Consider the following 25457-nt stretch of genomic DNA (forward strand, 5'->3'; position numbering starts at 1 on the left):
ACAGCCGAAAACACCCGCGCCAGGCGGGTGTTTTTCATCCGGGGCGGGGCGTCAGCCGCGCGGCGGCTCGGTATCGATGAACGACTGCCGCTTCGACAGCTTTTCTTCCAGTGTCGCCAGGTTCGGATGGCGTTCGCGCCAGGCGATGTCCGGGAAGCGGAAGTCCAGGTAGGACAGCGCGCAGCCCACCGCCACGTCGGCCAGCGAATAATGCGTGCCGGTGCAGAACGGGCGGTCGGCCAGGCCGTGGGCCATGGCCACCAGTGCCGCGTCGATCTTGCCGCGCTGGCGCTGCACCCAGCGCTCGCTGCGCTCGTGGGGCTCGCGCTGGGTGGCCTCCAGGCGCACCAGCAGCGCGGCGTCGAGCAGGCCGTCGGCCAGCGCTTCCCAGCAGCGCACTTCCAGGCGCTCGCGCCCGCCCTGCGGGATCAGCCGGCTGACCGGCGTGAGCGTGTCGACATACTCGACGATCACGCGCGAATCGAAGATCGCGCCGCCGTCTTCCATCACCAGGCACGGCACCTTGCCCAGCGGGTTGTACTGGCCGATCCGGGTTTCAGGCGACCAGACGTCCTCATCGATCAGCTGGCACTCGATCTTCTTCTCCGCCATGACCACGCGCACCTTGCGCGCGTACGGACTGGTCCGGGATGCATACAGCTTCATGTTCTCCCCTTGAGCTTGTTATGAAGTGCATCGTCGCTCGGTGGCAGCGCGGCGGCGGGGGAGGCAGCGATGGCTTGCCCGATGCACTTCATAACAGGCTACTGGAACGGCGTGCGCGAGTATACCCGCGCCGCATGGCGAATGCGGGCTCGCGCACCGATGCCCCACGGCCGCGCTGTGCCGCCGCCCGGAGCCGGGGCAGGGGTGGTAAAATCGCGCGTTGCGCAGCGCCGGCCGCCCGCCGATGCGGCGTGACGGGCCCATTGCCCCGTCCGTGCCCGCCAGCGCTGCCAGCGCCAGCCCCCGCGGCGCCCCTTGTTCGCCTTCTTCTATTCCTCCCTTTCCCGGTTTCCAGCATGACCTCCTCCTCGCTTTCGCCGCTCACCGCCCTGTCCCCGATCGATGGCCGTTACGCCGCCAAGGCCGATGCGCTGCGCGAATGGCTGTCCGAGGCGGCCTTCATGCGCAACCGCGTCAAGGTCGAGGTGCACTGGCTGATCGCGCTGGCGCAGGCCGGCCTGCCCGACATGCCGAAGTTCTCGGCCGCGTCCGAGGCCGCACTGCTGGCGCTGGTCGACAAGTTCAGCGAGGCCGACGCCGCCCGCATCAAGGAAATCGAGGCGGTCACCAACCATGACGTGAAGGCGGTCGAGTACTGGCTCAAGGAGCAGGTCAAGGGCAACGCCGAACTGGAAGCCGCCAGCGAGTTCATCCACTTCGCCTGCACCTCGGAAGACATCAACAACACCTCGCACGGCATGATGCTCAAGGGCGCGCGCGAGGCCGTGGTGGTGCCGGCGCTCAAGCGCGTGCACGCGCGCCTGGTCGAGCTGGCCAGGCTCAATGCCAGCCAGCCGATGCTGTCGCGCACCCATGGCCAGCCGGCCAGCCCGACCACGCTGGGCAAGGAAATGGCCAACGTCGCGGCGCGCCTGGCGCGCGCGATCCAGCGTATCGAGCAGGTCGAGCTGCTGGGCAAGATGAACGGCGCCGTGGGCAACTACAACGCACACCTGTCGGCCTACCCCGCGTTCGACTGGGAAGCGTTCTCGAAGCAGGTCATCGAAACCCGCCTGGGCCTGACCTTCAACCCGTACACCATCCAGATCGAGCCGCACGACTACATGGCCGAGCTGTTCGACGCGATCGCCCGCGCCAACACCATCCTGCTCGACCTGAACCGCGACGTGTGGGGCTATATCTCGCTGGGCTACTTCAAGCAGAAGACCAAGGCCGGCGAAATCGGCTCGTCGACCATGCCGCACAAGGTCAACCCGATCGACTTCGAGAACTCGGAAGGCAACCTGGGTCTGGCCAACGCGGTGCTGCGCCACCTGTCTGAGAAGCTGCCGGTGTCGCGCTGGCAGCGCGACCTGACCGACTCGACCGTGCTGCGCAATATCGGCGTGGCCTTCGGCTACAGCCTGCTGGCCTACGAGGCCTGCCTGCGCGGCCTGGGCAAGCTCGAGACCAATCCGGAGCGCCTCGATGAAGACCTCGACAACTGCTGGGAAGTGCTGGCCGAGCCGGTGCAGACCGTGATGCGCCGTTTCGGCGTGCCCAACCCGTACGAGCAGCTCAAGGAGCTGACCCGCGGCAAGGGCATCTCGCGCGAAGCGCTGCAGACCTTCATCAACGGCCTGGCGATCCCCGACGACGCCAAGAAGCTGCTGCTGGAGATGACGCCCGCCAGCTATATCGGCAAGGCCGTGACGCTCGCTGAGCGCATCTGACGCCACTTTTTCAGCTGCCAGGCAGGCGGCGGAAACGGAAAGCCATCCCGCGGGATGGCTTTTTTTTGCTTTTGAGCGTGCTCTACTGGCTTTCGGTGCGCCGTTGTGACGCCTGCGCCAGAATGTCGCTTCAAAGCATTTGAATAACTTAATGAAGGACTGTCCTGCACCGGCGCACATCCGCCCGCAATAATGCGAGAATCGTCAGCGCACGGGCGGGTGGATCCGGCCGTAGCCTTCCCCAAAATTGTGAAACGCCCCTGCCGCGGGCGAGAGGAATCCGATGCGTTCTACCGCCACTGCCCCCGCCGGCTACGGTGCCACCGCGATTGCCCTGCACTGGCTGGTGGCGCTGGCCATATTCGCCGCGTTCGGGCTGGGCCTGTACATGACCGGCATTCCGGGGCTGACGCCGACCAAGCTCAAGCTGTACTCCTGGCACAAGTGGCTGGGCGTAACGATCTTCGCCATCGCCGTGCTGCGCGTGCTGTGGCGCGCCACCCACGCCGCGCCGCCGGTCGCGTCCGGCACCCCGGCGTGGCAGGCCAGGGCGGCGGCCGGGGCCCACCATCTGCTGTACCTGCTGATCGTGATCGTACCGATCAGCGGCTACCTGTACAGCTCGGCCGCGGGCGTGCCGGTGGTCTACCTGGGTCTGTGGAAGATGCCGGCGCTGATCGAAAAAAGCGATGCGCTGAAGGAAGTACTGAAGTTCACCCATGTCTGGCTGAACTACCTGATGGCCGCGGTGGTCGTTGTCCATGCGGCGGCGGCGGTGAAACACCAGTTTGTCGACCGCGACGGCACGCTGGGCCGGATGCTGCCGTTCCTGCGCTGAACCCGGCGCGCCAACCATTTTCGTTCCGCGGCGCGCCTGCGCCGTCCCTGACAGGAGTTTTCCCAGATGAAACGTAATTCCCGCCGCGGCTCGGCCACTCTCCGCGCCACCCTGGCCGCCGTGCTGGCCGCCACCGGCATCGCCGCCAACCTGGCCTGGGCCCAGGTCGACGCCGCCAGGAGCTCGGTCACCGCGGTGGCGCGCCAGATCGGCGTGCCGATGGAGGGCAAGTTCAGGAAGTTCGACGCCAACGTCAGCTTCGACCCCGCCAAGCTGGCGACATCGACGGCCAAGATCGAGATCGACGTGGCCAGCTTCGAGATCGGCGATGCCGAGACCACCAAGGAAGTGAAGGGCAAGGACTGGTTCGACGCCGCCAAGTACCCCAAGGCGGTGTTCCAGTCGACCAGCATCAAGAACGGCACGCCGGGCAAGTACGACGTCGCCGGCAAGCTGACCATCAAGGGCAAGACCGTGGACGTGGTGGTGCCCGCCACCTACCGCCAGGAGGGCGGCGCCCAGGTGTTCGAGGGCGCGCTGCCAATCAAGCGCACCGCGTTCAATATCGGCGACGGCGAATGGAAGGACACCTCCGTGGTCGCCGACGATGTCCAGATCAAATTCCGTATCGTGCTGGCCAAGAAGTAAGGCCGGCATACCTCTGACGTACCCAGGACTTACCTGAACCGCTCCATCCCAACCCTGATTTGTCGGGAGACACCATGAAACTGCGTTCCCTCGTTGCCGCCGTCGCGGCCGTTTCCGCAACCGCCGCCTTCGGCGTGGCTTCGGCCAACACCGTGACGTACAACCTCGATCCGACCCATACCTACCCCAGCTTCGAGGCCGACCACCTGGGCGGCCTGTCGACCTGGCGCGGCAAGTTCGACAAGTCCAGCGGCGTGGTGACGCTGGACCGCGCTGCCAAGGCGGGCTCGGTCGAGGTCAACATCGACCCGGCTTCGATCGATTTCGGCAATGCCAAGCTGAACCAGCATGCCAAGGGCCCGGACATGTTCGACGTGCAGGCCTTCCCCGAGGCCACCTACAAGGGCAAGTTCTCCAAGTTCAAGGGCGACGTGCCGACCGAGGTCGACGGCGTGCTGACGCTGCGCGGCGTGTCCAAGCCGGTCAAGCTGGAAATCCGCGAATTCAAGTGCATCCAGCACCCGATGCTCAAGCGCGAAGCCTGCGGCGCCGACGCCGTGGGCCACTTCAACCGGACCGATTTCGGCCTGGACTATGGCGTCAAGATGGGCTTCAAGCCCGAAGTCAAGCTCGCCATCCAGGTGGAAGGCGTGCGCGCCGACTGAGCGCGCGGTCCGCTGCGGCGGGCAAACTGCTGTCAAGGCCGGCCCATGCCGGCCTTTTTTGTTGTATTGCACCATGCGGGGGGCCGCCACGGCACTTTGTTGTGCGAGTTGCGACGGGCACAGTACAATGGCCCGCGGCAATCCACCTTGATCCGGGGTATTGCGACTCCTGCCACGGCGGGGGGCAGCCATGCCCGCAACTGGCCAGAGCGCATCACTATGAGCATTCGCTGCATGTCCCGATACCGGTAGCCTTCCCGCGACCCCCTCGCCCCTCATGCTGTACCCGGCCGTTCTGCCCTGGCTGTATGGCCCGCAGCGTTTCCCGGTTTTCCCTGGCGCTATACCGTGTACTCCAAAACGCAAATCGATCCGGTAGTTAGTTTCCGCAACTCGCAGGGCGAGCAGGTGCGGGGCACGATCATCAATCTCCAGAGAAAGTCTCTGGTGATGGAAATCTACAACCCGTATTCGATCGTGCAGGTCAGCGAGGTGCTGAGCGAGCTCAGCGTCCGCATGGGCGCCAAGAATGCCTATCTCGGCAAGGCCGTGGTAATGAGCCTGGTCAACACCGGCCTGACCGCGGTGGTGTCGCTGACGCTGATCGACGAGTGGCGCGAGCTGTCCGATCTCAACAACGAGCCCAAGTCGGTCGCGCGCGAAGCCGAGCTGTTCGTGCAGGACTGGGACACGCGTTTCAACATCCGGCGCGACTACCAGATCGTGGTCAACGAGATGCGCGCCTTCTTGTCCGAAGTGTCGCGCTGGGTCGAACAGGTCGACCTGACCGAGTCGCTGCCCAAGACCGAAGGCAAGCTGCGCCAGGACGTCTTCTACGAGCTGGCCACGCCGATCATGGCCAAGACCAAGACCTACCTGGACTGGCTCGAGGGCGAGGCCCAGCGCGTGGACGCCGAAATCGCCCCGGTGCACCGCACCTACGCGCAGTCGGCGCTGCATCCGTTGCTGCTGCGCGCGCCGTTCGTCTATCGCACCTTCACCAAGCCGCTCGGCTATGCCGGCGACTACGAAATGGTGAACCAGATCCTGGGCGATCCGCAGCAAGGCCCGACCACCTACTTCCAGATCGTCAATACCGCCTTCCTGAAGGCGGCGGTGGCGACCGCGCACCGCAACCGCATCGACCTGCTGATCGATTTCCTCACGCGCCAGGCCGAACGCGCGCGCGCCGCCGGCCGGCCGTTCCGCGTGCTCAATGTCGGTTGCGGCCCGGCCTTCGAAATCCAGCGCTTCGTGCGCGAATACCCGAACCCGGAGCTGTTGTCGTTCCAGCTGGTCGATTTCAGCGAAGAGACGCTGGAATACACGCGCAAGTCGATCGAGCACTCGGCCAACAGCGCCGGCCACAAGTTTACCGTCGAGATGGTGCACCAGTCGGTGCACGAACTGCTCAAGCGTCGCATCTCTCCGGACGATGCCGCCGCACGCGAGTTCGACGCGGTCTACTGCGCCGGCCTGTTCGACTACCTGTCGGACAAGGTCTGCGCCCGGCTGCTGTCGTACTTCGCCTCGCGCTCGCGCTCCGGCGGCCAGATCCTGGTGACCAACGTCCATGCCGACAATCCGGAGAAATTCGGCATGGAGCACCTGCTCGAGTGGTACCTGATCTACCGCGACGATGCCGGCATGGCGCAACTGCTGCCCGAGCACTCGCATTCGCACCGCGTCTACGTCGACAGCACCGGGGTCAACGTGTTCGCGGAAGCCACCATTGACTGAGGCTGTCCTTGCGGGCCACGCCATGAGCACCAACCAACTCTACGCCGGCTACCAGTCCGAACTGGTCGACTTTCGCCTGGCCTTCAGCCGCGGCGGCGCCTATACCGCGATCGTGCTGGTCCTGCTGGGCGTCGGCCTCGACTACGGACAGTATCCGCAGCAGCAGTTTGCCTTTGCGGTGGCACGCGTGCTGGTGTCGTTGCTGATCGCCGCGGTCGTGGTGGTCCTGTACAGCGCCGCCGGACGCCGCTTCGCGCCCTGGTTGACGCTGACCTGGCTGCTGCTGCCGCAGATCATGATTGCCTGGATGATCTCGCAGACCGAAGGCGTGCATTCGCCTTATTACGTGGGACTGAACCTGGCCATTTTTGCTTCCGGCATCGCGCTGCCGTTCGGCCTGTGGCAGAACGTGGTGTTCGGCCTGCTTTCATACCTGCTGTATGTGTTCGCCTGCCTGCTTCACCCTGGCGGCATCGAGCCGCTCGGCACCTTTATCGTCAATTCGCTGTTCCTGCTGTTTGCCGCCGCGGCCAGCGCCGTCTACACCTATTTCAACGAGCGTGCGCGCTTCATGCTGTTCCGCCTCAAGGCCGAGGTGGCCGAGAAGAACGCCGAGCTCGAGGTCATCAACCGCAAGCTGGTCGACATCAAGGGCCAGATGCTGCAGCAGGAAAAAATGGCCGCGATCGGTACGTTGGCCGCTGGTCTGCTGCACGAGGTCAACAATCCGGTGAACTTCTGCCTGATGGCGATCGAAGTGGCGATGGAAGAGCCCCAGGCCAAGGAGAGCGAGTCGCTGACCGAATGCCTGGTGGATGCCAAGCAGGGGATGCAGCGCATCCAGCATATCGTCTCCGACCTGAAGACCTTCGCCTACCGCAAGCCGGGCGCGGAGGTGGAAGGCACGCCGTTCATGTTCGAAAAGGCGCTGGATTCGTCGATCCGCCTGACCGCGCATGAGCTGCGCGGCGTCAAGGTAACGCGCGAGTTGCCTGCCGACACGCTGGTGCTGGGCGACGAGGCCGCCATCATCGGCGTGCTGATCAACCTGTTTTCCAACGCGGCGCTGGCCATGCGCAAGGCCGGCACCACCGCGCCCGCGATCCATACCACGGTGCGCTGGTCCGAAGGCCGCTTGCACGTGACCGTGCGCGACAACGGCCCCGGCATCGCACCGGAACACCTGGCGCGGGTGTTCGAACCCTTCTTCACCACGCGTGAAGTGGGACAGGGCCTGGGACTGGGACTGTCGATCAGCTATGCCGTGATCGAGCGCCACGGCGGCCAGCTGTTTGCCGAAAGCGAACTGGGCCAGTGGGCCGCGTTCAGCTTTGACCTGCCTCGCGCGGAGTAAGTCGCATGAGCGAAGCCCAGCAAGCGCGTCCAAACGTCGTCCTCTATGTCGATGACGAGGACATGGCGCGCAAGTACTTTGCGCGTGCGGTTGGCAGCGAGTACGAGGTCCTGCTTGCCGCCGGCGCCGACGAGGCGATGGCGACGCTGCGCGCCGAGGGGGGGCGCATCGCGATCCTGGTCACCGATTTCCGCATGCCCGGCCGCGATGGCGGCGACCTGCTGCGCGAGGTCGCGCAGGCCTATCCGCAGATCGTGCGCATCCTGGTGACGGCCTACGCCGACAAGGACATGCTGTTGCGGACCGTCAACAGCGGCGAAGTCTTCCGCATCCTGGAAAAGCCGCTCAGTGTCAGCGACGTGCGCCAGGTCCTGAACCTGGCTGGCGAGCGCCACCTGGAGCGCGCGTTGCGCCAGCACCGCCTGATGGCGATCGACGAAACCCTGGCCTTCCTGGCGCATGAACTGAACACGCCGCTGGCCGCCATTGCCAACTTCGCGCGCGGCATCGAAAGCCGCGTCCAGGCCGACTACAGCGAGCAGCGGCAAGGCGAGATCGGGCAGGCCGCGGGCGCCATGTACGACAACGCCCAGTATTGCCTGGCGGTGCTGTCGTCTTTCCTGGAGTCGGTGCGCAACAGCGCGGGAGTCAGCAAGACGCCGGCGGCCGACGCCGGCACCGAGGTCAGCGCGGGTGCGCTGGTGGCGTCGCTGCTGGATACGTATCCGTTCACCGGCGGGCAGCGCCAGTGGGTCGACGTCGACATGCAGGGCGATTTCCCGGTGCAGACGCTGCCCAACTGCGTCGCGCTGGTGCTGTCGTCGGTCATGAGCAACGCGCTGCGCGCGCTGGCGGGCGTGGACCAGCCGTCCCTGCGCTTCGTGGTGACAGCCCAGCCCAACCAGGAAATCCGCATCTGCGACAACGGCCCGGGCATCCCGCCAGAGGTGATGGGACGCCTGCTGGTCGATCCGGTCACGACCCACGCCAGCGCCGGCGGCAGTGGCCTCGGCATGATTTTCTGCAACCGCGTCATGCAGTCCTTCGGCGGAGGTGTCCGGATCGCCTCCGCGCCCGGTGCCGGGACCACAGTGACGCTGGACTTTCCAAATATCAAGAATCGAATGATTAGGAGTGACCGATGAGCGAACCGATTGCCACCCAGGCACCACCCCCGGCGATTCTGTTCGTCGATGACGAGGCCACCGCCGTCAAATATTTCCAGCGCGCGATCGGTGCGCTGGCGCCGGTGGTGACTGGCGGCTCGGTGGAGGAGGGCAAGACGCTGCTGGACGCTCACGCCGACAGCCTGGCCGTGCTGGTCTCGGACCAGCGCATGCCGGGCGAGTACGGCAACGAACTGCTGCGCTACGCGCGCGAGCGCTACCCGCATATCGTGCGCATCCTGACCACCGCGTATTCGGAACTCGACCAGACCGTCGAGGCGGTGAACCAGGGGCAGATCCACCGCTATATCAAGAAGCCGTGGGACATCACCGCGCTGCGCATGGAGCTCAAGCAGGCGCTGGAAATGTCCGGCCTGCGCAAGGAGCGCGACCAGCTGGTGCGCGAGAAGCTGGCGGTGCTGCAGACCCAGACCGTGGCGACCCGCATCGGCATGCTGCACGCGCTGTGCGCGAGCCTGATCGGCCCCGGCCATTTCCAGCCGGTGGATACCTACCTCGCCGCGGTCGACCTGGTCGGGGCCCGCAACGCCGATCCGGACTGGCAGCGCATGGACTATGCCGACCTGGTGCGCGCCGAAGCCGAGCGCAGCGGCAGTTTCGGCCATGCGGTCGGCACCCGCCTGGCCGGGCTGCGCAGCGCCAATGCAGGCAAGGGCGCCGCCGATGCCGCCGCCGTGATTGCCGACGCGCTTGGCAGCGAGGTGGTGCGCCGCGACGGCGATACGGTGGTGTGGACCCAGCCGGCCGCGCTGGCCGAGTTCCTGTCCCAGCCCGTGGGCACCGCGGTGTCGGCACAGCACGCCGCCTGGCTGGCCAGCCTGCTGTGGCTGGAAGAGGCCGGCGGCGCGCTGAAGTTCGTGCGCGACGGCGACACCATCGTCTGCCGCGCCGCCCCGCGCAGCGAGAGCTTCGCCTCCGACCGCCTGGCCGCATGGATCGAGCGCTTCTCGATGCCGGCCTGAGCCTGGCGGGCCCGGCTGTTTCGGGCCTTCCGGAGCGGCCATGAAAAACGGCGCCCCGCGGGGCGCCGTTCTGTTTTCCGGCAGGGCAGGGCTCAGGCCTGCGCGCCGTAGTTGGGGTCGTTGCGGTCGGTCGACTCGCCCTTCTTCTCGCCCTTGACCAGGTCTTCGCGCTTCACGCCCAGCCACATCGCCAGCGCCGCGGCGACGAACACCGACGAGTAGATGCCGAACAGGATGCCCACCGTCAGCGCCAGCGCGAAGTAGTGCAGCGTCGGGCCGCCGAAGAAGAACATCGACAGCACCATCATTTCGGTCGAGCCGTGGGTGATGATGGTGCGCGACATGGTGCTGGTGATGGCGTGGTCGATGACCTCGTGGGTGGTCATCTTGCGGTACTTGCGGAAGGCCTCGCGGATCCGGTCGAAGATCACCACCGACTCGTTCACCGAATAGCCCAGCACGGCCAGGATCGCCGCCAGCACCGACAGCGAGAACTCCCACTGGAAGAAGGCGAAGAAGCCCAGGATGATGACGATGTCGTGCAGGTTGGCGATGATGCCCGCCACCGCGAACTTCCACTCGAAGCGGAACGACAGGTAGATCACGATACCGGCCACCACGCACAGCAGCGCCAGCAGGCCGTCGGTGGCCAGCTCCTTGCCCACCTGCGGACCGACGAACTCCACGCGCTGCAGCTTGACGTCAGGCGCCGCCGCGCTCAGCGCGCCCATCACCTGCTCACTCTGCTGGGCGGACGTTACGGGCTTGCCGTCCGGGCCCTTCTGCAGCGGCAGGCGGATCATCACGTCGCGCGAGGTGCCGAAGTTCTGCACCTGCACGTCGGTGTAGCCCAGCTTGCCCACCTGGCCGCGGATCTTTTCCAGGTCGGCCGCCTGCTGGTAGCTGACCTCCATCACCGTGCCGCCGGTGAATTCGATCGACAGGTGCAGGCCCTTTTGCCAGAGGAAGAACACGGCCGCGGCAAACGTCAGGAAGGAGATCACGTTGAAGATCAACGCGTGCTTCATGAACGGAATGTCGCGCCGGATGCGGAAGAATTCCATGTTGAATCCTGTTCTGTACTACGTGTTGTGCCGCGGGCCGCTTACTTGGCGACCGGCGTGTCGGTGGTATTGCCCGGCTTCCAGATCTGGCCGATGGCCACGCTCTGCAGCTTCTTCTTGCGGCCGTACCAGAGGTTGACCAGGCCGCGGTTAAAGAACACCGCCGAGAACATCGAGGTCAGGATGCCCAGGCAGTGCACCACGGCAAAGCCGCGCACCGGGCCCGAACCGAACGCCAGCAGCGCCAGGCCGGCGATCAGCGTGGTCACGTTGGAGTCCAGGATGGTGGCCCAGGCGCGGTCGAAACCGACCGCGATCGCCATCTGCGGCGACGCGCCGGCGCGCAGTTCCTCGCGGATGCGCTCGTTGATCAGCACGTTGGCGTCGATGGCCATGCCCAGCACCAGCGCGATGGCGGCGATGCCCGGCAGCGTCAGCGTGGCCTGCAGCATCGACAGCACCGCGATCAGCAGCAGCAGGTTCACGCCCAGCGCGATCACCGAGAACACGCCGAACAGCATGTAGTACAGGATCATGAACACGCCGATGGCGGCAAAGCCATAGGCGACCGAGTCAAAGCCCTTCTCGATGTTGTCGGCACCCAGCGACGGGCCGATGGTGCGCTCTTCGATGATCTCCATCGGCGCGGCCAGCGAGCCGGCGCGCAGCAGCAGGGCCAGGTCGTTGGCGGCTTCGGTGGAGTAGGAGCCGGTGATCTGGAAGCTCGAGCCCAGTTCGGACTGGATCGTCGCCACCGTCAGCACTTCGCCCTTGCCCTTCTCGAACAGCACGATCGCCATCGGCTTCTTCAGGTTCTCGCGCGAGACGTCGCGCAGCACGCGGCCGCCCTGGGCGTCGAGCTTGATGTTGACCGAAGGCTGCTGGTTCTGGTCGAAGCCGGCCGAGGCGCTTTCGATGCGGTCGCCGGTGAAGATCACCTGCTTCTTCAGCACCACCGGCGCGCCGTTGCCCTGCGTGAACAGTTCGCTGCCGAACGGGACCGGGTCGCCCGGGCGCGGGCTGCGCGGCGCGTCGTTGTCGACCAGGCGCGCTTCAAGCGTGGCGGTGCGGCCGATGATGTCCTTGGCCTTGGCGGTGTCCTGCACGCCCGGCAGCTGCACCACGATGCGGTCGGCGCCTTGCTGCTGGATCACCGGCTCGGCCACGCCGAGTTCGTTGACGCGGTTGTGCAGCGTGGTGATGTTCTGCTTGACGGCGGCGTCCTGCACGGCGCGGCGGGCGACTTCGGTGAAGGTGCCGACAATGTTGTTGCCGTCCATGGCGAAGGCCACTTCGCGCAGGTTGTCAGCCAGCAGCGGGCGGGCGCGGCCGGCGTCGTCGGCGTTGTTGAAGCGCACCGTCAGGCGCTCGCCGTCGCGGTCGATGCCGCCGTGGCGGATGTTCTTGTCGCGCAGCAGGGTGCGCGCGTCGCCGGCCAGGCTGTCGAGCTTCTTGTCGACCGCGCCCTTCATGTCGACCTGCAGCAGGAAGTGCACGCCGCCGCGCAGGTCCAGGCCCAGGTACATCGGCAGCGCGTGCAGCGAGGTCAGCCAGCGCGGCGAGCCCGACAGCAGGTTCAGCGCGACCACGTAGGCGGGGTCGGACGCGTCCGGGTTGAGCGCGCGCGACAGCACGTCCTTGGCCTTGAGCTGCTCGTCGGTGGTGCGGAAGCGCGCCTTGACCGAGCCCGACTGGCCGGAAATATCGAAGAAGACGCCGTCGGGCTGCAGCTGGTTCTGCGCCAGGATCTCTTCAACCTGCTTCTGCATCGACAGGTCGACCTTGACCGTGGCCTTGCCCGAGGACACCTGCACGGCAGGCGCCTCGCCGAAGAAGTTCGGCAAGGTGTAGATGATGCCGATGGCCAGGGCCACCAGGATCACGAGGTATTTCCAAAGCGGATAACGATTCATCTCGGGCCAGTCATTCAGCGGTTGGCGGGGCCGGCGCAGGCGTGGCGGGCCACGTCGGCGGGGCCGAACCGGTTTGGCAAACAGCCGCCTGGCAGCCGCGGATGGAAGCCGCGGGGGCTTCGTCGGGCTGGATCAGGCGGCTGCCGGGGCATGCGCGAACGGGCATGCCGGAAAAGACAAAGGCGGGAGTCGCGCGCGCGCTCCGGGGATCAGAGCGCCTTCAGCGAGCCCTTGGGCAGCACCGTGGTCACGGCATTCTTCTGCACCGTGATCTCGGTGCCTTCGGCGATTTCCAGGCTGACATACTGGTCGGTGACCTTGGTCACGCGGCCCAGGATGCCGCCGGCGGTGACGACTTCGTCGTTCTTGGCCAGCGCTTCGAGCATTGCCTTGGCTTCCTTCTGGCGCTTCATCTGCGGGCGGATCATGATGAACCACAGCACACCAAACATCAGGATGATGGGCAGGAAGCTCATCAGGCCGCCAGCCGCGCCGCCGGCACCGGCGGTCTGGGCAAATGCGTTAGAAATCAGCACGTTGATTCTCCGTCACAAAAGTCAGTCAATTAATCGAACATTCTACCATTCGCACCCAGCCCGCCCTTGGCATTCTAGGGCGGAATACGGGTTTGTTCGGGGTGCGTTGGGGGCAACTTGCGCGGCGCGCGCCGCGCCTTGACCGGCTATTCGACCGCCAGCGGCGCGAAAGTTCGCGCCGCCCGGGGTGGTCACTGCGTGCCGCGGGCGCGGTCGGCGGCGAACTGGCGGCGGAAATCGGTGAAGCGGTGCTGCTCGATCGCCTCGCGCACTTCGCGCATCAGCTGCAGGTAGTAGTGCAGGTTGTGGATGGTGTTCAGGCGCGCGCCCAGGATCTCGCCGACGCGGTGCAGATGGTGCAGGTAGGCGCGCGAGAAATTGCGGCAGGTGTAGCAAGCGCAGCTCTCGTCGAGCGGGCGCGGGTCGTTGCGGTGCGCGGCGTTCTTGATCTTGACGTCGCCGTAGCGGGTGAAGAGCCAGCCGTTGCGCGCGTTGCGCGTCGGCATCACGCAGTCGAACATGTCGACCCCGGCGGCGACGCCGGCGACCAGGTCCTCGGGCGTGCCCACGCCCATCAGGTAGTGCGGCTTGTTGGCCGGCAGGCGCGGCGCCACGTGTTCCAGCACGCGCATCATGTCTTCCTTGGGCTCGCCCACCGACAGCCCGCCGATGGCAAAGCCGTGGAAGTCCAGCTCGGAGAGCCCGGCCAGCGACTCGTCGCGCAGGTCTTCGTACATGCCGCCCTGGACGATGCCGAACAGCGCGTTCGGGTTGGCCAGCCGCTCGAACTCGTCGCGCGAGCGCTTGGCCCAGCGCAGGCTCATGCGCATCGACTGGGCGGCTTCCTCGTGCGTGGCGGGGCGGCCATCGATCTCGTACGGGGTGCATTCGTCGAACTGCATGACGATGTCCGAATTCAGCGTGCGCTGGATCTGCATCGAGATCTCGGGCGACAGGAAGAGCTTGTCGCCGTTGACCGGCGAGGCAAAGGTGACGCCATCTTCGGTGATCTTGCGCAGATCGCCCAGCGAAAACACCTGGAAACCGCCCGAGTCGGTCAGGATCGGCTTGTCCCAGCCGATAAAGCGGTGCAGCCCGTCATGGGCATTGACCACCTCCAGCCCCGGGCGCAGCCACAGGTGGAAGGTGTTGCCGAGGATGATCTGGGCGCCGATCTCGTTCAGTTCCAGCGGCGACATCGCCTTGACCGAGCCATAGGTACCCACCGGCATGAAGATCGGCGTTTCGACCACGCCGTGGTTCAGCGTGACGCGGCCGCGGCGCGCGTTGCCGTCGGTGGTGATGAGTTCGAAGTTGAGCATGTCGAATAGTCTGAAATCAGGCCTTGGCGGCGGCGTCCGGCTGCCGGGTCAGCAGCATGGCGTCTCCGTAGCTGAAGAAGCGGTAGCGCTGCTCGACCGCATGGCGGTAGGCGGCGCGGATGGCTTGCACCCCGGCCAGCGCCGACACCAGCATCAGCAGCGTCGACTTGGGCAGGTGGAAGTTGGTGATCAGCGCGTCGACCAGGCGGAAGCGGTAGCCGGGCGTGATGAAGATATCGGTGTCGCCGCTGCCGGCGGCGAGCGTGCCGTCGGGCTGCGCGGCCGATTCCAGCGCGCGCAGCGAGGTGGTGCCGACCGCGATCACGCGGCCGCCGCGCGCGCGGGTGTCGCGCACCGCCTGCGCCAGGTCTTCGGAAATCGCGTACCACTCCGAATGCATCTTGTGCTCGGCCAGGTTCTCGGTGCGCACCGGCTGGAAGGTGCCGGCGCCCACATGCAGCGTCAGGAAGGCGCGGCGCACGCCGGCGGCATCGAGCCGGGCGAACAGCGCGTCGTCGAAATGCAGGCCCGCGGTGGGCGCGGCGACCGCGCCGGGGCTGCGCGCGTAGACGGTCTGGTAGCGGGTCTCGTCGTAGGCGTCGGGGTCGTGCGTGATATAGGGCGGCAGCGGCAGGCGGCCGTAGCGCTCGATCAGGTCCAGCGCCGGCTCGGGGAAACGCAGCGTAAAGAACTGGTCCACGCGCGGGCCTACGGTCACGGCGAAGGCGCCGTCGGCCAGGTGCAGGGCGCTGCCTTCGGCCGGCGTCTTGGACGCGCGCACCTGGGCCAGCACGGTATGGGCATCGACCACGCGCTCCACCAGCACCTCGACCTTGCCGCCGCTGGGCTTGTGGCCGAAGAAGCGGGCCTTGATCACGCGGGTGTCGTTGAACACCAGCAGGTCGTCCGGACGCAGATAGTCGACGATGTCGCTGAAGGCGCGATCGACCATGCGCACCGCCTCGGCGGTGTCGCCGGGGGCGAGCCGCTCCACCACCAGCAAGCGGCTGGCGCTGCGGTCGGGCAGCGCGCTCTGGGCAATCAGTTCGGGCGGCAGCGGAAAGTCGAAATCGGAAAGCGTCAACATCGTGGGAGGGGCGGTCTGCGCGGTCTGCAGGCTGTGGCGGAGGCGGGCGCCGGGCAGGGCGCGTCACTCCGCTGCCCGGGTTGGCAGCCGGCATGGGTACAATCGGCGAATCCGATATTGTAAGGCCACGGGCGCGCTTGCCGCCGCGCCGGGCGTGATACCGGCCATTCGCCGGCGCCGCGCCAGCCAGTCCAGAAGCCCGCAGCGACTGCTGCCAACTTTTTCGCCGATGCCCGGAACCGCCGCTGAACCGATCCAGGACCCTGCCGACGCCGACGACGCGCCGGCCCCCGCGCGCGGCAAGGCCGGCGCGGGCAAGGGCAAGGCCGCGGGCTCGGGCACGTCTTCCGCGGCCGCGCGGCTGGCCAAGCTGGGCCTGCGCCGCCCGGTCGACCTGGTGCTGCACCTGCCGATGCGCTACGAGGACGAGACCACGGTGGTGCCGATCGCCGAGGCCATCCACCGTGCCGGGCTCGGGCTGCCGGCGCAGGTGGAAGGCGAAGTCGTCTCCAACGAGGTCACGTTCCGGCCGCGCCGCCAGCTGGTGGTGAAGATTGCCGACGACAGCGGCGAGCTGACCCTGCGCTTCCTGAACTTCTACGGCAGCCAGACCAAGCAGATGGCCGAAGGCGTGCGCCTGCGCGTGCGCGGCGAGGTGCGCGGCGGCTTCTTCGGCGCCGAGATGGTCCACCCGACGGTGCGCCCGGTGCTGGCCGGCGAGGCGCTGCCCGACCGCCTGACGCCGGTGTACCCGTCCACCGCCGGCATCCCGCAGGCCTACCTGCGCAAGGCCATCGGCGGCGCGCTGGTGCGCACCCCCTTGCCCGAGACGCTGCCGCAGCCGGTGCTGAAGGGGCCGCTGGCGCGCCTGCAGCTGCGTCCGCTGGCCGACTGCCTGCGGCTGCTGCACGCGCCGCCGCCGCAGGAAAGCGAGGCCGCGCTGGCTGACCGTTCGCATCCGGCCTGGCAGCGCGTCAAGTTCGACGAGCTGCTGGCGCAGCAGATCTCGCTGCGGCGCGCGCACGCGGCGCGCCGCGACAAGACCGCGCCGACCATGCCGCGCCGCGAGGGCGGGCTGCTGACGCGCTTCCTGGCGGCCCTGCCGTTCCGGCTGACCGGCGCGCAGCAGCGCGTGGTCGGCGAAATCGCCGCCGACATGAGCCTGCCGCACCCGATGCACCGGCTGCTGCAGGGCGACGTCGGCAGCGGCAAGACCATCGTCGCCGCGCTGGCCGCGTGCCAGGCCATCGATGCCGGTTTCCAGGCGGCGCTGATGGCGCCCACCGAGATCCTGGCCGAGCAGCATTTCCGCAAGCTGTCGGCGTGGCTGGAGCCGCTGGGCGTGCCGGTGGCATGGCTGGCCGGCAGCCAGAAGGCGCGCGACAAGCGCGCCGCCGTGGCCCGCGTGGAATCGGGCGAGGCGCAGCTGGTGATCGGCACCCATGCGCTGATCCAGGACACCGTGCGTTTTGCCAGGCTGGGACTGTCGGTAGTCGACGAGCAGCATCGCTTCGGCGTGGCGCAGCGGCTGGCGCTGCGCGGCAAGGCCGGCGCCGCCGAAGCGCCCGCTGCCATCAGCGCGGCCGAAACCGTGCCGCACCAGCTGATGATGTCGGCCACGCCGATCCCGCGCACGCTGGCCATGACGTACTACGCCGACCTCGACGTCTCGGTGATCGATGAACTGCCGCCGGGGCGCACGCCCATCGTCACGCGCCTGGTCAACGACGAGCGCCGCGACGAGGTGATCGGACGCATCCACCACGCCGCCGCCGAAGGCCGCCAGGTCTACTGGGTGTGCCCGCTGATCGAGGAAAGCGAGGCGCTGCAGCTGCAGACCGCGGTCGAGACCTACGAGACCCTGGTGGCCGCGCTGCCCGACCTGCGCGTGGGCCTGGTGCACGGGCGCCTGCCGCCGGCGGAGAAGGCCGCGGTGATGGACGACTTCAGTGCCAATCGCCTGCAGGTGCTGGTGGCCACCACCGTGATCGAGGTGGGCGTGGACGTCCCCAATGCCTCGCTGATGGTGATCGAGCATGCCGAGCGCTTCGGCCTGGCGCAGCTGCATCAGCTGCGCGGCCGGGTCGGGCGCGGCAGCGCCGAATCGGTGTGCCTGCTGATGTACCAGGCGCCGCTGTCGCCCACCGCGCGCGAGCGCCTGGCGACCATGCGCGAGACCACCGACGGCTTCGAGATCGCGCGGCGCGACCTGGAGATCCGCGGCCCGGGCGAATTCCTGGGGGCGCGCCAGTCCGGCGAGGCGATGTTGCGCTTTGCCGACCTGCAGACCGATGCGTGGCTGGTGGAGTACGCCCAGGAGGCGGCCGAGCTGATGCTGGCACACTATCCGGAAGCGGTGGAAGCGCACTTGTCGCGCTGGCTGGGCGGGCGCGAGCACTACCTGAAGGCCTGACTGGAGTCTGGCTGGCCGGCTTTGTGCCGGAGCCGTCGCATACCGGCTCGCGTGAAGCGGGCACTCTGACAGAACCGGCAATCGAAGGTAAAATCTATCGCCTACCCGGATTTGATAAGTCATGACGCTCACCGAACTCAAGTACATCGTCGCCGTGGCGCGCGAGCGCCATTTCGGCCGGGCCGCCGAAGCCTGCTTCGTGTCGCAGCCGACGCTGTCGGTCGCCATCAAGAAGCTGGAAGACGAGCTCAACGTGCAGATCTTCGAGCGCGGCACCTCCGAGGTGTCGGTGACGTCGGTCGGCGAGCAGATCGTGGCGCAGGCCCAGCGTGTGCTGGAGCAGACCATGGCCATCCGCGAGATCGCCAAGCAGGGCAAGGACCCGCTGGCGGGGCCGCTGCGCGTGGGGGTGATCTACACCATCGGGCCGTACCTGCTGCCGTCGCTGGTCAAGCAGATGATCGACACCGTGCCGCAGATGCCGCTGATGCTGCAGGAGAACTACACCCACAAGCTGATCGAGCTGCTCAAGCAGGGCGAGATCGACTGCGCGGTGATGGCGGAGCCGTTCCCGGATTCCGGCCTGACGGTGCGCCCGCTCTATGACGAACCCTTTGTCGTGGCCGTGCCGCGCGGCCACCAGCTGGCGCAGGCGCACGCGGTCGATCCCGAAGAGCTGAAGCAGCAGACCATGCTGCTGCTGGGCAGCGGCCATTGCTTCCGCGACCACGTACTGGGCGTGTGCCCCGAGCTGTCGCGCTTTTCGCAGGCGGCCGACGGCATCCAGAAGACCTTCGAGGGCTCGTCGCTCGAGACCATCCGCCATATGGTGGCCAGCGGTGTCGGCATCACCGTGCTGCCGCGCACCTCGGTGCCCGACCTGAAGGCCAAGGGCGACATGCTGTCGTACGTGCCGTTTGCCGACCCCGTGCCCGACCGGCGCGTGGTGCTGGCCTGGCGCAAGAGCTTCACCCGCCTGCCGGCGATGGAAGCGCTGGCCAACGCCGTGGCCGCGTGCGACCTGCCGGGCGTGCGCAAGCTCGACGCCAAGGAACTGGCCGAAGCCGCCTGAGCGTCGCGTCGAAGGACTGTCCATGCAACGGCCGCAGCGGAGATTCCGCTGCGGCCGTTGTCATTTCTGCTCCCCGGATCGGATATCTGGCCGCGCTGTCTTGGGGTGGTCACCTGCCGCTGGCATAAGTTTCACTAACCCCAAATAGATTTGACCTAATACATAGGTATAAATAATTAAATTCTCAACCTGATAGATAATTTGTAGACTGGCTCCTGTCGATGCGGATGGCGTCGACGCAAGACAGGAACCGATGATGAGCACCAGCGCCCGTTCACTGAAAACCATACCGATCCAGCCCCGTTTTTCCCTCCGCATGGGGCGCTGCCTGCTCGATTGCCTTGCCTGCTATGCCGCCGCGCACTGACGCGGCATTTGCTTTCAGCCCACCCACAAAGAGGAAAAGATGAGCAAGAAAGACACTCTCACCACTGCCGCCGGCGCACCGGTTGCCGATAACCAGAACTCGCAGACCGCCGGCCCGCGCGGCCCGATGCTGCTGCAGGACGTCTGGTTCCTCGAAAAGCTGGCTCACTTCGACCGCGAAGTCATTCCCGAGCGCCGCGTCCACGCCAAGGGCTCCGGCGCCTACGGCACGCTGCGCATCACGCACGACATCACGAAGTACACCAAGGCCTCGGTGTTTGCCGAGATTGGCAAGGAAACGCCGCTGTTCATCCGCTTCTCCACCGTCGCCGGCGAACGCGGCGCGGCGGACGCCGAGCGCGACGTGCGCGGCTTCTCGATCAAGTTCTATACCGACGAAGGCAACTGGGACCTGGTCGGCAACAATACGCCGGTGTTCTTCGTGCGCGACCCGCTCAAGTTCCCCGACTTCATCCACACGCAGAAGCGCAACCCGCGCACCAACCTGCGCGACCCGATCGCGGTGTGGGACTTCTGGTCGCGCCATCCGGAATCGCTGCACCAGGTCACCATCCTGATGAGCGACCGCGGCCTGCCGCAGAACTACCGGCAGATGCACGGCTTCGGCTCGCACACGTACTCGTTCATCAACGCCAATAACGAGCGCTTCTACGTCAAGTTCCACTTCAAGTCGCAGCAGGGCGTGGAGAACTGGACCAACGAGGAAGCCGCAAAGGTGGTGGCCAACGACCGCGAGAGCGCCCAGCGCGACCTGTTCGACAATATCGAGCGCGGCAACTTCCCGCGCTGGAACCTGCGCGTGCAGGTCATGCCGGAGGCCGAGGCGGCCAAGTACCACATCAACCCGTTCGACCTGACCAAGGTCTGGCCGCACAAGGACTACCCGCTGATCGACGTGGGCGTGGTCGAGCTCAACCGCAACCCTGACAACTACTTTGCCGAGGTCGAGCAGGTGGCAATGAACCCGGCCAATATCGTGCCCGGCATCGGCTTCTCGCCCGACAAGATGCTGCAGGGGCGGCTGTTCTCGTATGGCGACACGCAGCGCTACCGCCTGGGCATCAACCACGCCCAGATCCCGGTCAATGCGCCGAAATGCCCGTTCCACAACAGCTTCCACCGCGACGGCGCGATGCGCGTGGACGGCAACCAGGGCGGCAAGCTCAACTATGAGCCCAACCGCGAAAGCGCCTACGCCGCCAGCGAGCGCGCGATCGAGCCGCCGCTGGCGCTCGACGGCGCCGCCGACCGCTGGGACCACCGCGTCGATACCGACTACTACAGCCAGCCCGGCGCGCTGTTCCGCCTGTTCGACGAAGGCCAGCGCCAGCGCCTGTTCGCCAATATCGCCGCGGCGATGCAGGGCGTGCCGGAAGCCATCGTGCGCGTGCAGCTGGAGCACTTCAGCAAGGCCGACCCGGCCTATGGCGAAGGCGTGAAGCGGGCGCTCAACCTGCAATAAGCGCCCGCCCGGCAACGGCCATCCGGCGCGGGGTTTGGCCGGGACCGTTGCCCGGTGCAATAATGCGGGGTACCGCGCCGCCCGGCCCCGAATCGGCAAGTCCGGCGGCGCTCCTCGTGGCTATACCTGAACGGAGCGTATCTACCATGGCAAAGAAGAACGAGATGAGCGTGAATATCGGTATTTCCGACAAGGACCGCAAAAAGATCGCGGAAGGGCTGTCCAAGCTGCTGGCCGACACCTATACCCTCTACCTCAAGACCCACAACTTCCACTGGAACGTGACGGGTCCGATGTTCAATACGCTGCATCTGATGTTCGAGACCCAGTACAACGAACTGGCGCTGGCCGTGGACTCGATCGCCGAGCGTATCCGCGCGCTGGGCTACCCGGCCCCGGGCACCTACAAGGAATATGCGCGCCTGTCGTCGATCGCCGAGGAAGAGGGCGTGCCCGAGGCCACCGACATGATCCGCAAGCTGGTCGAGGGCCAGGAAGCCGTGGTGCGCACCGCGCGCTCGATCTTCCCGGTGATCGATGCCGCCGGCGACGAGCCCTCGGCCGACCTGCTGACCCAGCGCATGCAGACGCACGAAAAAACCGCATGGATGCTGCGTTCGATGCTGGCCTGAGGCCGGCTCGCCCGCCTGGCTGCCGCGCCTGCGGCAGCCGGTACAGCGCGTCGCAGCCATCCGGGCTGCGGCGCGTTTTCATTGAATCGCCCGCCCCGGATCCACGCCGTGCAGACCCTCTCGCCGTTGCCCCCCACCCCCATGCTTGAACGCCTTGCCCTCTACGCGCGCCTGGTGCGCATCGACAAGCCCATCGGCACGCTGCTGCTGCTGTGGCCGACGCTGTGGGCCATGTGGATGGCGGCGGACGGGCCGCCGCGCTGGAGCCTGTTCTGGATTTTCGTCGCGGGCACCTTCCTGATGCGCTCGGCCGGCTGTGCCATCAACGACTGGGCCGACCGCGACTTCGACAAGCACGTCAAGCGCACCCGGGAGCGACCGCTGACGGCCGGCAAGATCGCCGCGTGGGAAGCGCTGGCGGTGGCCGCCGTGCTGGCGCTGGTGGCCTTCATGCTGGTGCTGCCGCTGAATGCGCTGACCAAGTGGCTGGCGGTGGTGGCGGCGGTGGTGGCCGGGACTTACCCGTTCTTCAAGCGCTTCTTTGCGATTCCGCAGGCCTACCTGGGGATCGCGTTCGGCTTCGGCATCCCGATGGCGTTCGCCGCGATCCAGGACCGGGTGCCGCCGGTGGCATGGCTGATGCTGCTGGCCAATGTGTTCTGGGCAGTGGCGTATGACACAGCCTATGCCATGGTGGATCGCGACGACGACCTGCTGATCGGCATGAAGACCTCGGCCATCACCTTCGGGCGCTTCGACGTGGCGGCGATCATGCTGTGCTACGCCGCGTTCTTTGCGCTGATGGCGTGGGCGGGCGTGCTGCTGGGCCTGGGGTGGCCGTACTGGGTGGGGCTGGTTGCCGCGATCGGCTGTGCCGGCTACCACTACACGCTGATCCGCGAGCGCGACCGGATGCGGTGCTTCGCGGCGTTCCGGCACAACAACTGGCTGGGGGCTTGCGTGTTTGCCGGGACGGCGCTGGCGTATGCGGTGCGGTGACGGCCACGCTGGCTGAGGCTTTGTTCCCCTCTCCCATTTATGGGAGAGGGGCGCTTGCTGCGGGCGCTCTGGTGTTTCAATCCTTGCCGAACTCCGCTCCCATCTCCTTGCCGCGCGCCGCGGCCGCGTGCATCGCCCGCACGAAGGCATCGGCGATGCCGGAGGCCTCCATCGACGTCAGCGCCGCATGGGTGGTCCCCCCCTTCGACGTCACGCGCTCGCGCAGCGTCGCCACCGGTTCGGGTGACTGCCCCGCCAGCGTGGCCGCGCCGCGGAAGGTTTCCACCGCGAGTTCGCGTCCCTGTTCGGCGCTCAGTCCCAGTTCGGTGGCGGCGCGCTGCATCGCCTCGATGAAATAGAACACATAGGCCGGGCCGCTGCCGGAGATTGCGGTGACGGCGTCGATCTGGTCGTCGCCATCGACCCAGACGCACTTGCCGACGGCCTCGGCCACGGCGCTGGCAATGGCACGGTCTGTGGCCGACAGCCCGGCCGGCGCGGCCAGCCCCGTCATGCCCATGCCCGACAGCGCCGGCGTATTCGGCATCGCGCGCACCACGCGGTTGCGCCCGCCGAGCCAGCGCTGCATGTCCTGCAGCCGGATGCCGGCGGCCACGCTGATCACCAGGTTGCCCGGGCCATCGCCCGGCAGGTGCGGCAGCAGCTGCTCCGTGGCGTCGCGGAACTGCTGCGGCTTGACCGCCAGCACCAGCACATCGCTGGCGCCGAAGGCGGCGTCCGGCGCTCCGGCCGCATGCACGCCGAGGTCGCGCGCCAGGCGCTGCTGCGCTTCCGGGAACGGGTCGACCACGCGGATCGCGCTGGCGGGCACGCCGCGTGCGATCAGGCCGCCGATCAGTGCGGAAGCCATGTTGCCGCCGCCAAGAAAACCGAAGGTGAGGGTGTCGAGCATGAAGGTCTCTGGGGTCTGAAGGTTTCCGGTCGGGGCGTGGACGTCAGCCGCGCGCGCCGAAGATGGCGGTGCCGATCCGCACCAGGGTGGCGCCCTCGGCGATGGCGGCCTCCATGTCGCCCGACATGCCCATCGACAGCGTGTCGAGCGCCAGGCCGTCGGCGCGCAGCGCCTGCAGCATGGTGCGCATGGTGGCGAACGGGCGGCGCTGCGCGGCGGGGTCGTGCGCGGGTTCGGGGATCGCCATCAGCCCGCGCAGTTGCAGGCCGGGCAGGGCCGCGACCGCATGCGCCAGCGCGGGCACCTCGGCCGGGGCGACGCCGCTCTTGCTGGCTTCGCCGCTGATATTGACCTGGATGCAGACTTGCAGCGCCGGCATGCCGGCCGGGCGCTGGGCCGACAGCCGCTCGGCGATCTTGAGCCGGTCGATGGTGTGGACCCAGTCGAAATGTTCCGCCACCGGCCGCGTCTTGTTGCTTTGCAGCGGGCCGATGAAATGCCATTGCAGGCGGTCGCGCAGGTCGGCCAGCGCGGCGATCTTGTCGATGCCTTCCTGGACGTAGTTTTCGCCGAATTCGCGCTGTCCGGCGGCGTATGCGGCCCTTATGCGGTCGGGGGAAACGGTCTTCGAAACGGCCAGCAGGGCGATGTCTGCGGCTTGCCTGCCGGCCTGTTGTGCTGCCGCCGCAATGCCCTGGCGCACGGCTTGCAAGTTGGCGGCAATCACAGACATAATCCGGCGAACATATATATAAAAGGTACGTCAAGTACCGATAACAAATCAGGGTGGGGTCATTATAGATGGACATCGCGCAGCTATTGGCTTTCGCCGTCAAGAACAAGGCGTCCGATCTTCATCTGTCCGCGGACATGCCGCCGATGGTGCGGATCCACGGCGACATGCGCCGCATCAACGTCGCCTCGATGACGCACAAGGATGTCCACGCCATGGTGTACGACATCATGAGCGACACCCAGCGCAAGGCCTACGAGGAACGCCTCGAAATCGATTTCTCGTTCGAGATCGCCGGCCTGTCGCGCTTCCGCGTCAATGCCTATAACACCCAGCGCGGCGCCGCCGCGGTATTCCGTACCATTCCGTCCAAGGTGCTGACGCTGGAAGAACTGCGCGCGCCGGCGGTGTTTGCCGACCTGTGCATGAAGCCGCGCGGGCTGGTGCTGGTGACCGGCCCGACCGGCTCGGGCAAGTCCACCACGCTGGCGGCGATGGTCGACCACCGCAATGAAAACGACATGGGCCACATCCTCACGGTGGAGGACCCGATCGAATTCGTGCACAGCTCCAAGAAGAGCCTGATCAACCAGCGCGAACTGGGACCGCATACGCATTCGTTTGCCAACGCGCTGCGCTCGGCGCTGCGCGAAGACCCCGACGTGATCCTGGTGGGCGAACTGCGCGACCTCGAAACCATCCGCCTGGCGCTGACCGCGGCCGAGACCGGCCACCTGGTCTTCGGCACGCTGCACACCAGCTCGGCGGCCAAGACCATCGACCGCGTGGTCGACGTGTTCCCGCCCGAAGAGAAGGACATGGTGCGCACCATGCTGTCGGAATCGCTGGAGGCGGTGATCTCGCAGACGCTGCTGAAGACCCGCGACGGCAACGGCCGCACCGCCGCGCACGAGATCATGATCGCCACGCCCGCGATCCGCCACCTGATCCGCGAAAACAAGATCGCGCAGATGTACTCGATGATGCAGACCAGCAGCGGGCTGGGCATGCAGACGCTGGACCAGTGCCTGTCGGACCTGATCAAGCGCAGCGTCATCAGCTACAACGATGCGCGCGCGATTGCCAAGAACCCGGACGCGTTCATGGGCTGAGGCCCGCCTTCGCTCTTCC

At 66.8% G+C, this 25457-nt stretch carries 22 protein-coding genes; 14 read left to right on the top strand and 8 right to left on the bottom strand.

The features are described from left to right. Positions 1-51 precede the first annotated feature (51 nt). Positions 52-666 carry a glutathione S-transferase C-terminal domain-containing protein gene (locus FHX60_RS00840; protein ID WP_183282283.1) on the bottom strand — a complete coding sequence of 205 codons (615 nt, stop codon included), beginning with the start codon at positions 664-666 and terminating at the stop codon, positions 52-54. A 356-nt stretch (positions 667-1022) separates the two neighbouring features. Here FHX60_RS00840 and purB point away from each other — a divergent pair, with 356 nt between their 5' ends. The 8 genes from purB to FHX60_RS00880 all read left to right on the top strand — a co-directional run bounded on the left by purB (position 1023) and on the right by FHX60_RS00880 (position 9793). Next, the gene (gene purB, locus FHX60_RS00845; protein WP_092306435.1) at positions 1023-2399 is read left to right on the top strand and encodes an adenylosuccinate lyase; all 1377 of its coding nucleotides are present in this window, start codon (positions 1023-1025) and stop codon (positions 2397-2399) included. Positions 2400-2682: 283 nt separating this feature from the next. Beyond that, a complete protein-coding gene (locus FHX60_RS00850; protein WP_183282284.1) occupies positions 2683-3237 on the top strand; it encodes a cytochrome b in 555 nt (184 codons plus the stop codon). A 66-nt stretch (positions 3238-3303) separates the two neighbouring features. Continuing rightward, on the top strand, positions 3304-3885 hold the full coding sequence (locus FHX60_RS00855; protein WP_112774284.1) for a YceI family protein: 582 nt from the start codon (positions 3304-3306) through the stop codon (positions 3883-3885). A 74-nt stretch (positions 3886-3959) separates the two neighbouring features. Then, a complete protein-coding gene (locus FHX60_RS00860) occupies positions 3960-4550 on the top strand; it encodes a YceI family protein (protein ID WP_092306441.1) in 591 nt (196 codons plus the stop codon). A gap of 348 nt (positions 4551-4898) precedes the next feature. Continuing rightward, complete coding sequence (locus FHX60_RS00865; RefSeq protein ID WP_112774285.1) at positions 4899-6290, top strand: class I SAM-dependent methyltransferase; 1392 nt, start codon at positions 4899-4901, stop codon at positions 6288-6290. Between the two features lie 22 nt (positions 6291-6312). Then, on the top strand, positions 6313-7644 hold the full coding sequence (locus FHX60_RS00870) for a sensor histidine kinase (RefSeq protein WP_092306445.1): 1332 nt from the start codon (positions 6313-6315) through the stop codon (positions 7642-7644). A 5-nt stretch (positions 7645-7649) separates the two neighbouring features. Further along, positions 7650-8789, top strand: a complete 1140-nt coding sequence (locus tag FHX60_RS00875; RefSeq protein WP_112774286.1) for a hybrid sensor histidine kinase/response regulator — start codon at positions 7650-7652, stop codon at positions 8787-8789. Next, complete coding sequence (locus tag FHX60_RS00880) at positions 8786-9793, top strand: response regulator (RefSeq protein WP_092306449.1); 1008 nt, start codon at positions 8786-8788, stop codon at positions 9791-9793. The genes FHX60_RS00875 and FHX60_RS00880 overlap by 4 nt, the downstream gene beginning before the upstream one ends. A gap of 92 nt (positions 9794-9885) precedes the next feature. Here the strand turns inward: FHX60_RS00880 and secF are convergent, their stop codons facing one another. The 5 genes from secF to queA form a co-directional block, all read right to left on the bottom strand. Continuing rightward, positions 9886-10857 carry a protein translocase subunit SecF gene (gene secF, locus FHX60_RS00885; protein ID WP_112774287.1) on the bottom strand — a complete coding sequence of 324 codons (972 nt, stop codon included), beginning with the start codon at positions 10855-10857 and terminating at the stop codon, positions 9886-9888. 41 nt (positions 10858-10898) lie between these two features. Continuing rightward, the gene (secD, locus tag FHX60_RS00890) at positions 10899-12770 is read right to left on the bottom strand and encodes a protein translocase subunit SecD (RefSeq protein ID WP_112774288.1); all 1872 of its coding nucleotides are present in this window, start codon (positions 12768-12770) and stop codon (positions 10899-10901) included. Between the two features lie 209 nt (positions 12771-12979). Further along, the gene (gene yajC, locus FHX60_RS00895) at positions 12980-13306 is read right to left on the bottom strand and encodes a preprotein translocase subunit YajC (RefSeq protein WP_012353816.1); all 327 of its coding nucleotides are present in this window, start codon (positions 13304-13306) and stop codon (positions 12980-12982) included. A gap of 191 nt (positions 13307-13497) precedes the next feature. Continuing rightward, complete coding sequence (tgt, locus tag FHX60_RS00900; protein ID WP_112774290.1) at positions 13498-14628, bottom strand: tRNA guanosine(34) transglycosylase Tgt; 1131 nt, start codon at positions 14626-14628, stop codon at positions 13498-13500. 16 nt (positions 14629-14644) lie between these two features. Continuing rightward, positions 14645-15715, bottom strand: a complete 1071-nt coding sequence (gene queA, locus FHX60_RS00905) for a tRNA preQ1(34) S-adenosylmethionine ribosyltransferase-isomerase QueA (protein WP_112774291.1) — start codon at positions 15713-15715, stop codon at positions 14645-14647. Positions 15716-15944: 229 nt separating this feature from the next. Between queA and recG the strand changes: the two genes are divergently transcribed. From recG to ubiA, 5 genes are all read left to right on the top strand, one after another. After that, on the top strand, positions 15945-18128 hold the full coding sequence (recG, locus tag FHX60_RS00910) for an ATP-dependent DNA helicase RecG (protein WP_183282285.1): 2184 nt from the start codon (positions 15945-15947) through the stop codon (positions 18126-18128). Between the two features lie 121 nt (positions 18129-18249). Next, positions 18250-19200 carry a LysR substrate-binding domain-containing protein gene (locus tag FHX60_RS00915; RefSeq protein ID WP_062801683.1) on the top strand — a complete coding sequence of 317 codons (951 nt, stop codon included), beginning with the start codon at positions 18250-18252 and terminating at the stop codon, positions 19198-19200. Between the two features lie 406 nt (positions 19201-19606). Beyond that, on the top strand, positions 19607-21049 hold the full coding sequence (locus FHX60_RS00920) for a catalase (protein ID WP_092306461.1): 1443 nt from the start codon (positions 19607-19609) through the stop codon (positions 21047-21049). A gap of 146 nt (positions 21050-21195) precedes the next feature. After that, a complete protein-coding gene (locus tag FHX60_RS00925; protein WP_092306463.1) occupies positions 21196-21681 on the top strand; it encodes a Dps family protein in 486 nt (161 codons plus the stop codon). Positions 21682-21822: 141 nt separating this feature from the next. Continuing rightward, positions 21823-22680, top strand: coding sequence for a 4-hydroxybenzoate octaprenyltransferase (gene ubiA, locus FHX60_RS00930; RefSeq protein ID WP_183282286.1), 858 nt, complete (start codon positions 21823-21825; stop codon positions 22678-22680). 76 nt (positions 22681-22756) lie between these two features. Here the strand turns inward: ubiA and proC are convergent, their stop codons facing one another. Both proC and FHX60_RS00940 read right to left on the bottom strand, forming a co-directional pair. Beyond that, a complete protein-coding gene (proC, locus tag FHX60_RS00935; protein WP_183282287.1) occupies positions 22757-23593 on the bottom strand; it encodes a pyrroline-5-carboxylate reductase in 837 nt (278 codons plus the stop codon). Between the two features lie 43 nt (positions 23594-23636). Beyond that, the gene (locus FHX60_RS00940; protein WP_092306469.1) at positions 23637-24326 is read right to left on the bottom strand and encodes a YggS family pyridoxal phosphate-dependent enzyme; all 690 of its coding nucleotides are present in this window, start codon (positions 24324-24326) and stop codon (positions 23637-23639) included. A 68-nt stretch (positions 24327-24394) separates the two neighbouring features. Between FHX60_RS00940 and FHX60_RS00945 the strand changes: the two genes are divergently transcribed. After that, positions 24395-25438 (top strand): type IV pilus twitching motility protein PilT, encoded by a 1044-nt coding sequence (locus FHX60_RS00945; protein ID WP_025583874.1) that lies wholly within the window; start codon positions 24395-24397, stop codon positions 25436-25438. The last annotated feature ends 19 nt before the right edge of the window (positions 25439-25457 follow it).

Origin of the sequence: Cupriavidus alkaliphilus, from assembly GCF_014191175.1 — a bacterium.
In the GTDB taxonomy this organism is placed as follows: Bacteria; Pseudomonadota; Gammaproteobacteria; order Burkholderiales; family Burkholderiaceae; genus Cupriavidus; species Cupriavidus alkaliphilus.

Bases quoted from the DNA above. Each gene is read 5' to 3' on its own strand.
- FHX60_RS00920 (WP_092306461.1), top strand. From the start codon at position 19,607: ATGAGCAAGAAAGACACTCTCACCACTGCCGCCGGCGCACCGGTTGCC.
- recG (WP_183282285.1), top strand. From the start codon at position 15,945: ATGCCCGGAACCGCCGCTGAACCGATCCAGGACCCTGCCGACGCCGAC.
- FHX60_RS00870 (WP_092306445.1), top strand. From the start codon at position 6,313: ATGAGCACCAACCAACTCTACGCCGGCTACCAGTCCGAACTGGTCGAC.
- FHX60_RS00855 (WP_112774284.1), top strand. From the start codon at position 3,304: ATGAAACGTAATTCCCGCCGCGGCTCGGCCACTCTCCGCGCCACCCTG.
- FHX60_RS00945 (WP_025583874.1), top strand. From the start codon at position 24,395: ATGGACATCGCGCAGCTATTGGCTTTCGCCGTCAAGAACAAGGCGTCC.
- FHX60_RS00880 (WP_092306449.1), top strand. From the start codon at position 8,786: ATGAGCGAACCGATTGCCACCCAGGCACCACCCCCGGCGATTCTGTTC.
- FHX60_RS00915 (WP_062801683.1), top strand. From the start codon at position 18,250: ATGACGCTCACCGAACTCAAGTACATCGTCGCCGTGGCGCGCGAGCGC.
- FHX60_RS00860 (WP_092306441.1), top strand. From the start codon at position 3,960: ATGAAACTGCGTTCCCTCGTTGCCGCCGTCGCGGCCGTTTCCGCAACC.
- ubiA (WP_183282286.1), top strand. From the start codon at position 21,823: ATGCTTGAACGCCTTGCCCTCTACGCGCGCCTGGTGCGCATCGACAAG.
- secD (WP_112774288.1), bottom strand. From the start codon at position 12,770: ATGAATCGTTATCCGCTTTGGAAATACCTCGTGATCCTGGTGGCCCTG.
- FHX60_RS00925 (WP_092306463.1), top strand. From the start codon at position 21,196: ATGGCAAAGAAGAACGAGATGAGCGTGAATATCGGTATTTCCGACAAG.
- FHX60_RS00940 (WP_092306469.1), bottom strand. From the start codon at position 24,326: ATGTCTGTGATTGCCGCCAACTTGCAAGCCGTGCGCCAGGGCATTGCG.
- tgt (WP_112774290.1), bottom strand. From the start codon at position 14,628: ATGCTCAACTTCGAACTCATCACCACCGACGGCAACGCGCGCCGCGGC.
- secF (WP_112774287.1), bottom strand. From the start codon at position 10,857: ATGGAATTCTTCCGCATCCGGCGCGACATTCCGTTCATGAAGCACGCG.
- proC (WP_183282287.1), bottom strand. From the start codon at position 23,593: ATGCTCGACACCCTCACCTTCGGTTTTCTTGGCGGCGGCAACATGGCT.
- queA (WP_112774291.1), bottom strand. From the start codon at position 15,715: ATGTTGACGCTTTCCGATTTCGACTTTCCGCTGCCGCCCGAACTGATT.
- FHX60_RS00850 (WP_183282284.1), top strand. From the start codon at position 2,683: ATGCGTTCTACCGCCACTGCCCCCGCCGGCTACGGTGCCACCGCGATT.
- FHX60_RS00875 (WP_112774286.1), top strand. From the start codon at position 7,650: ATGAGCGAAGCCCAGCAAGCGCGTCCAAACGTCGTCCTCTATGTCGAT.
- FHX60_RS00840 (WP_183282283.1), bottom strand. From the start codon at position 666: ATGAAGCTGTATGCATCCCGGACCAGTCCGTACGCGCGCAAGGTGCGC.
- purB (WP_092306435.1), top strand. From the start codon at position 1,023: ATGACCTCCTCCTCGCTTTCGCCGCTCACCGCCCTGTCCCCGATCGAT.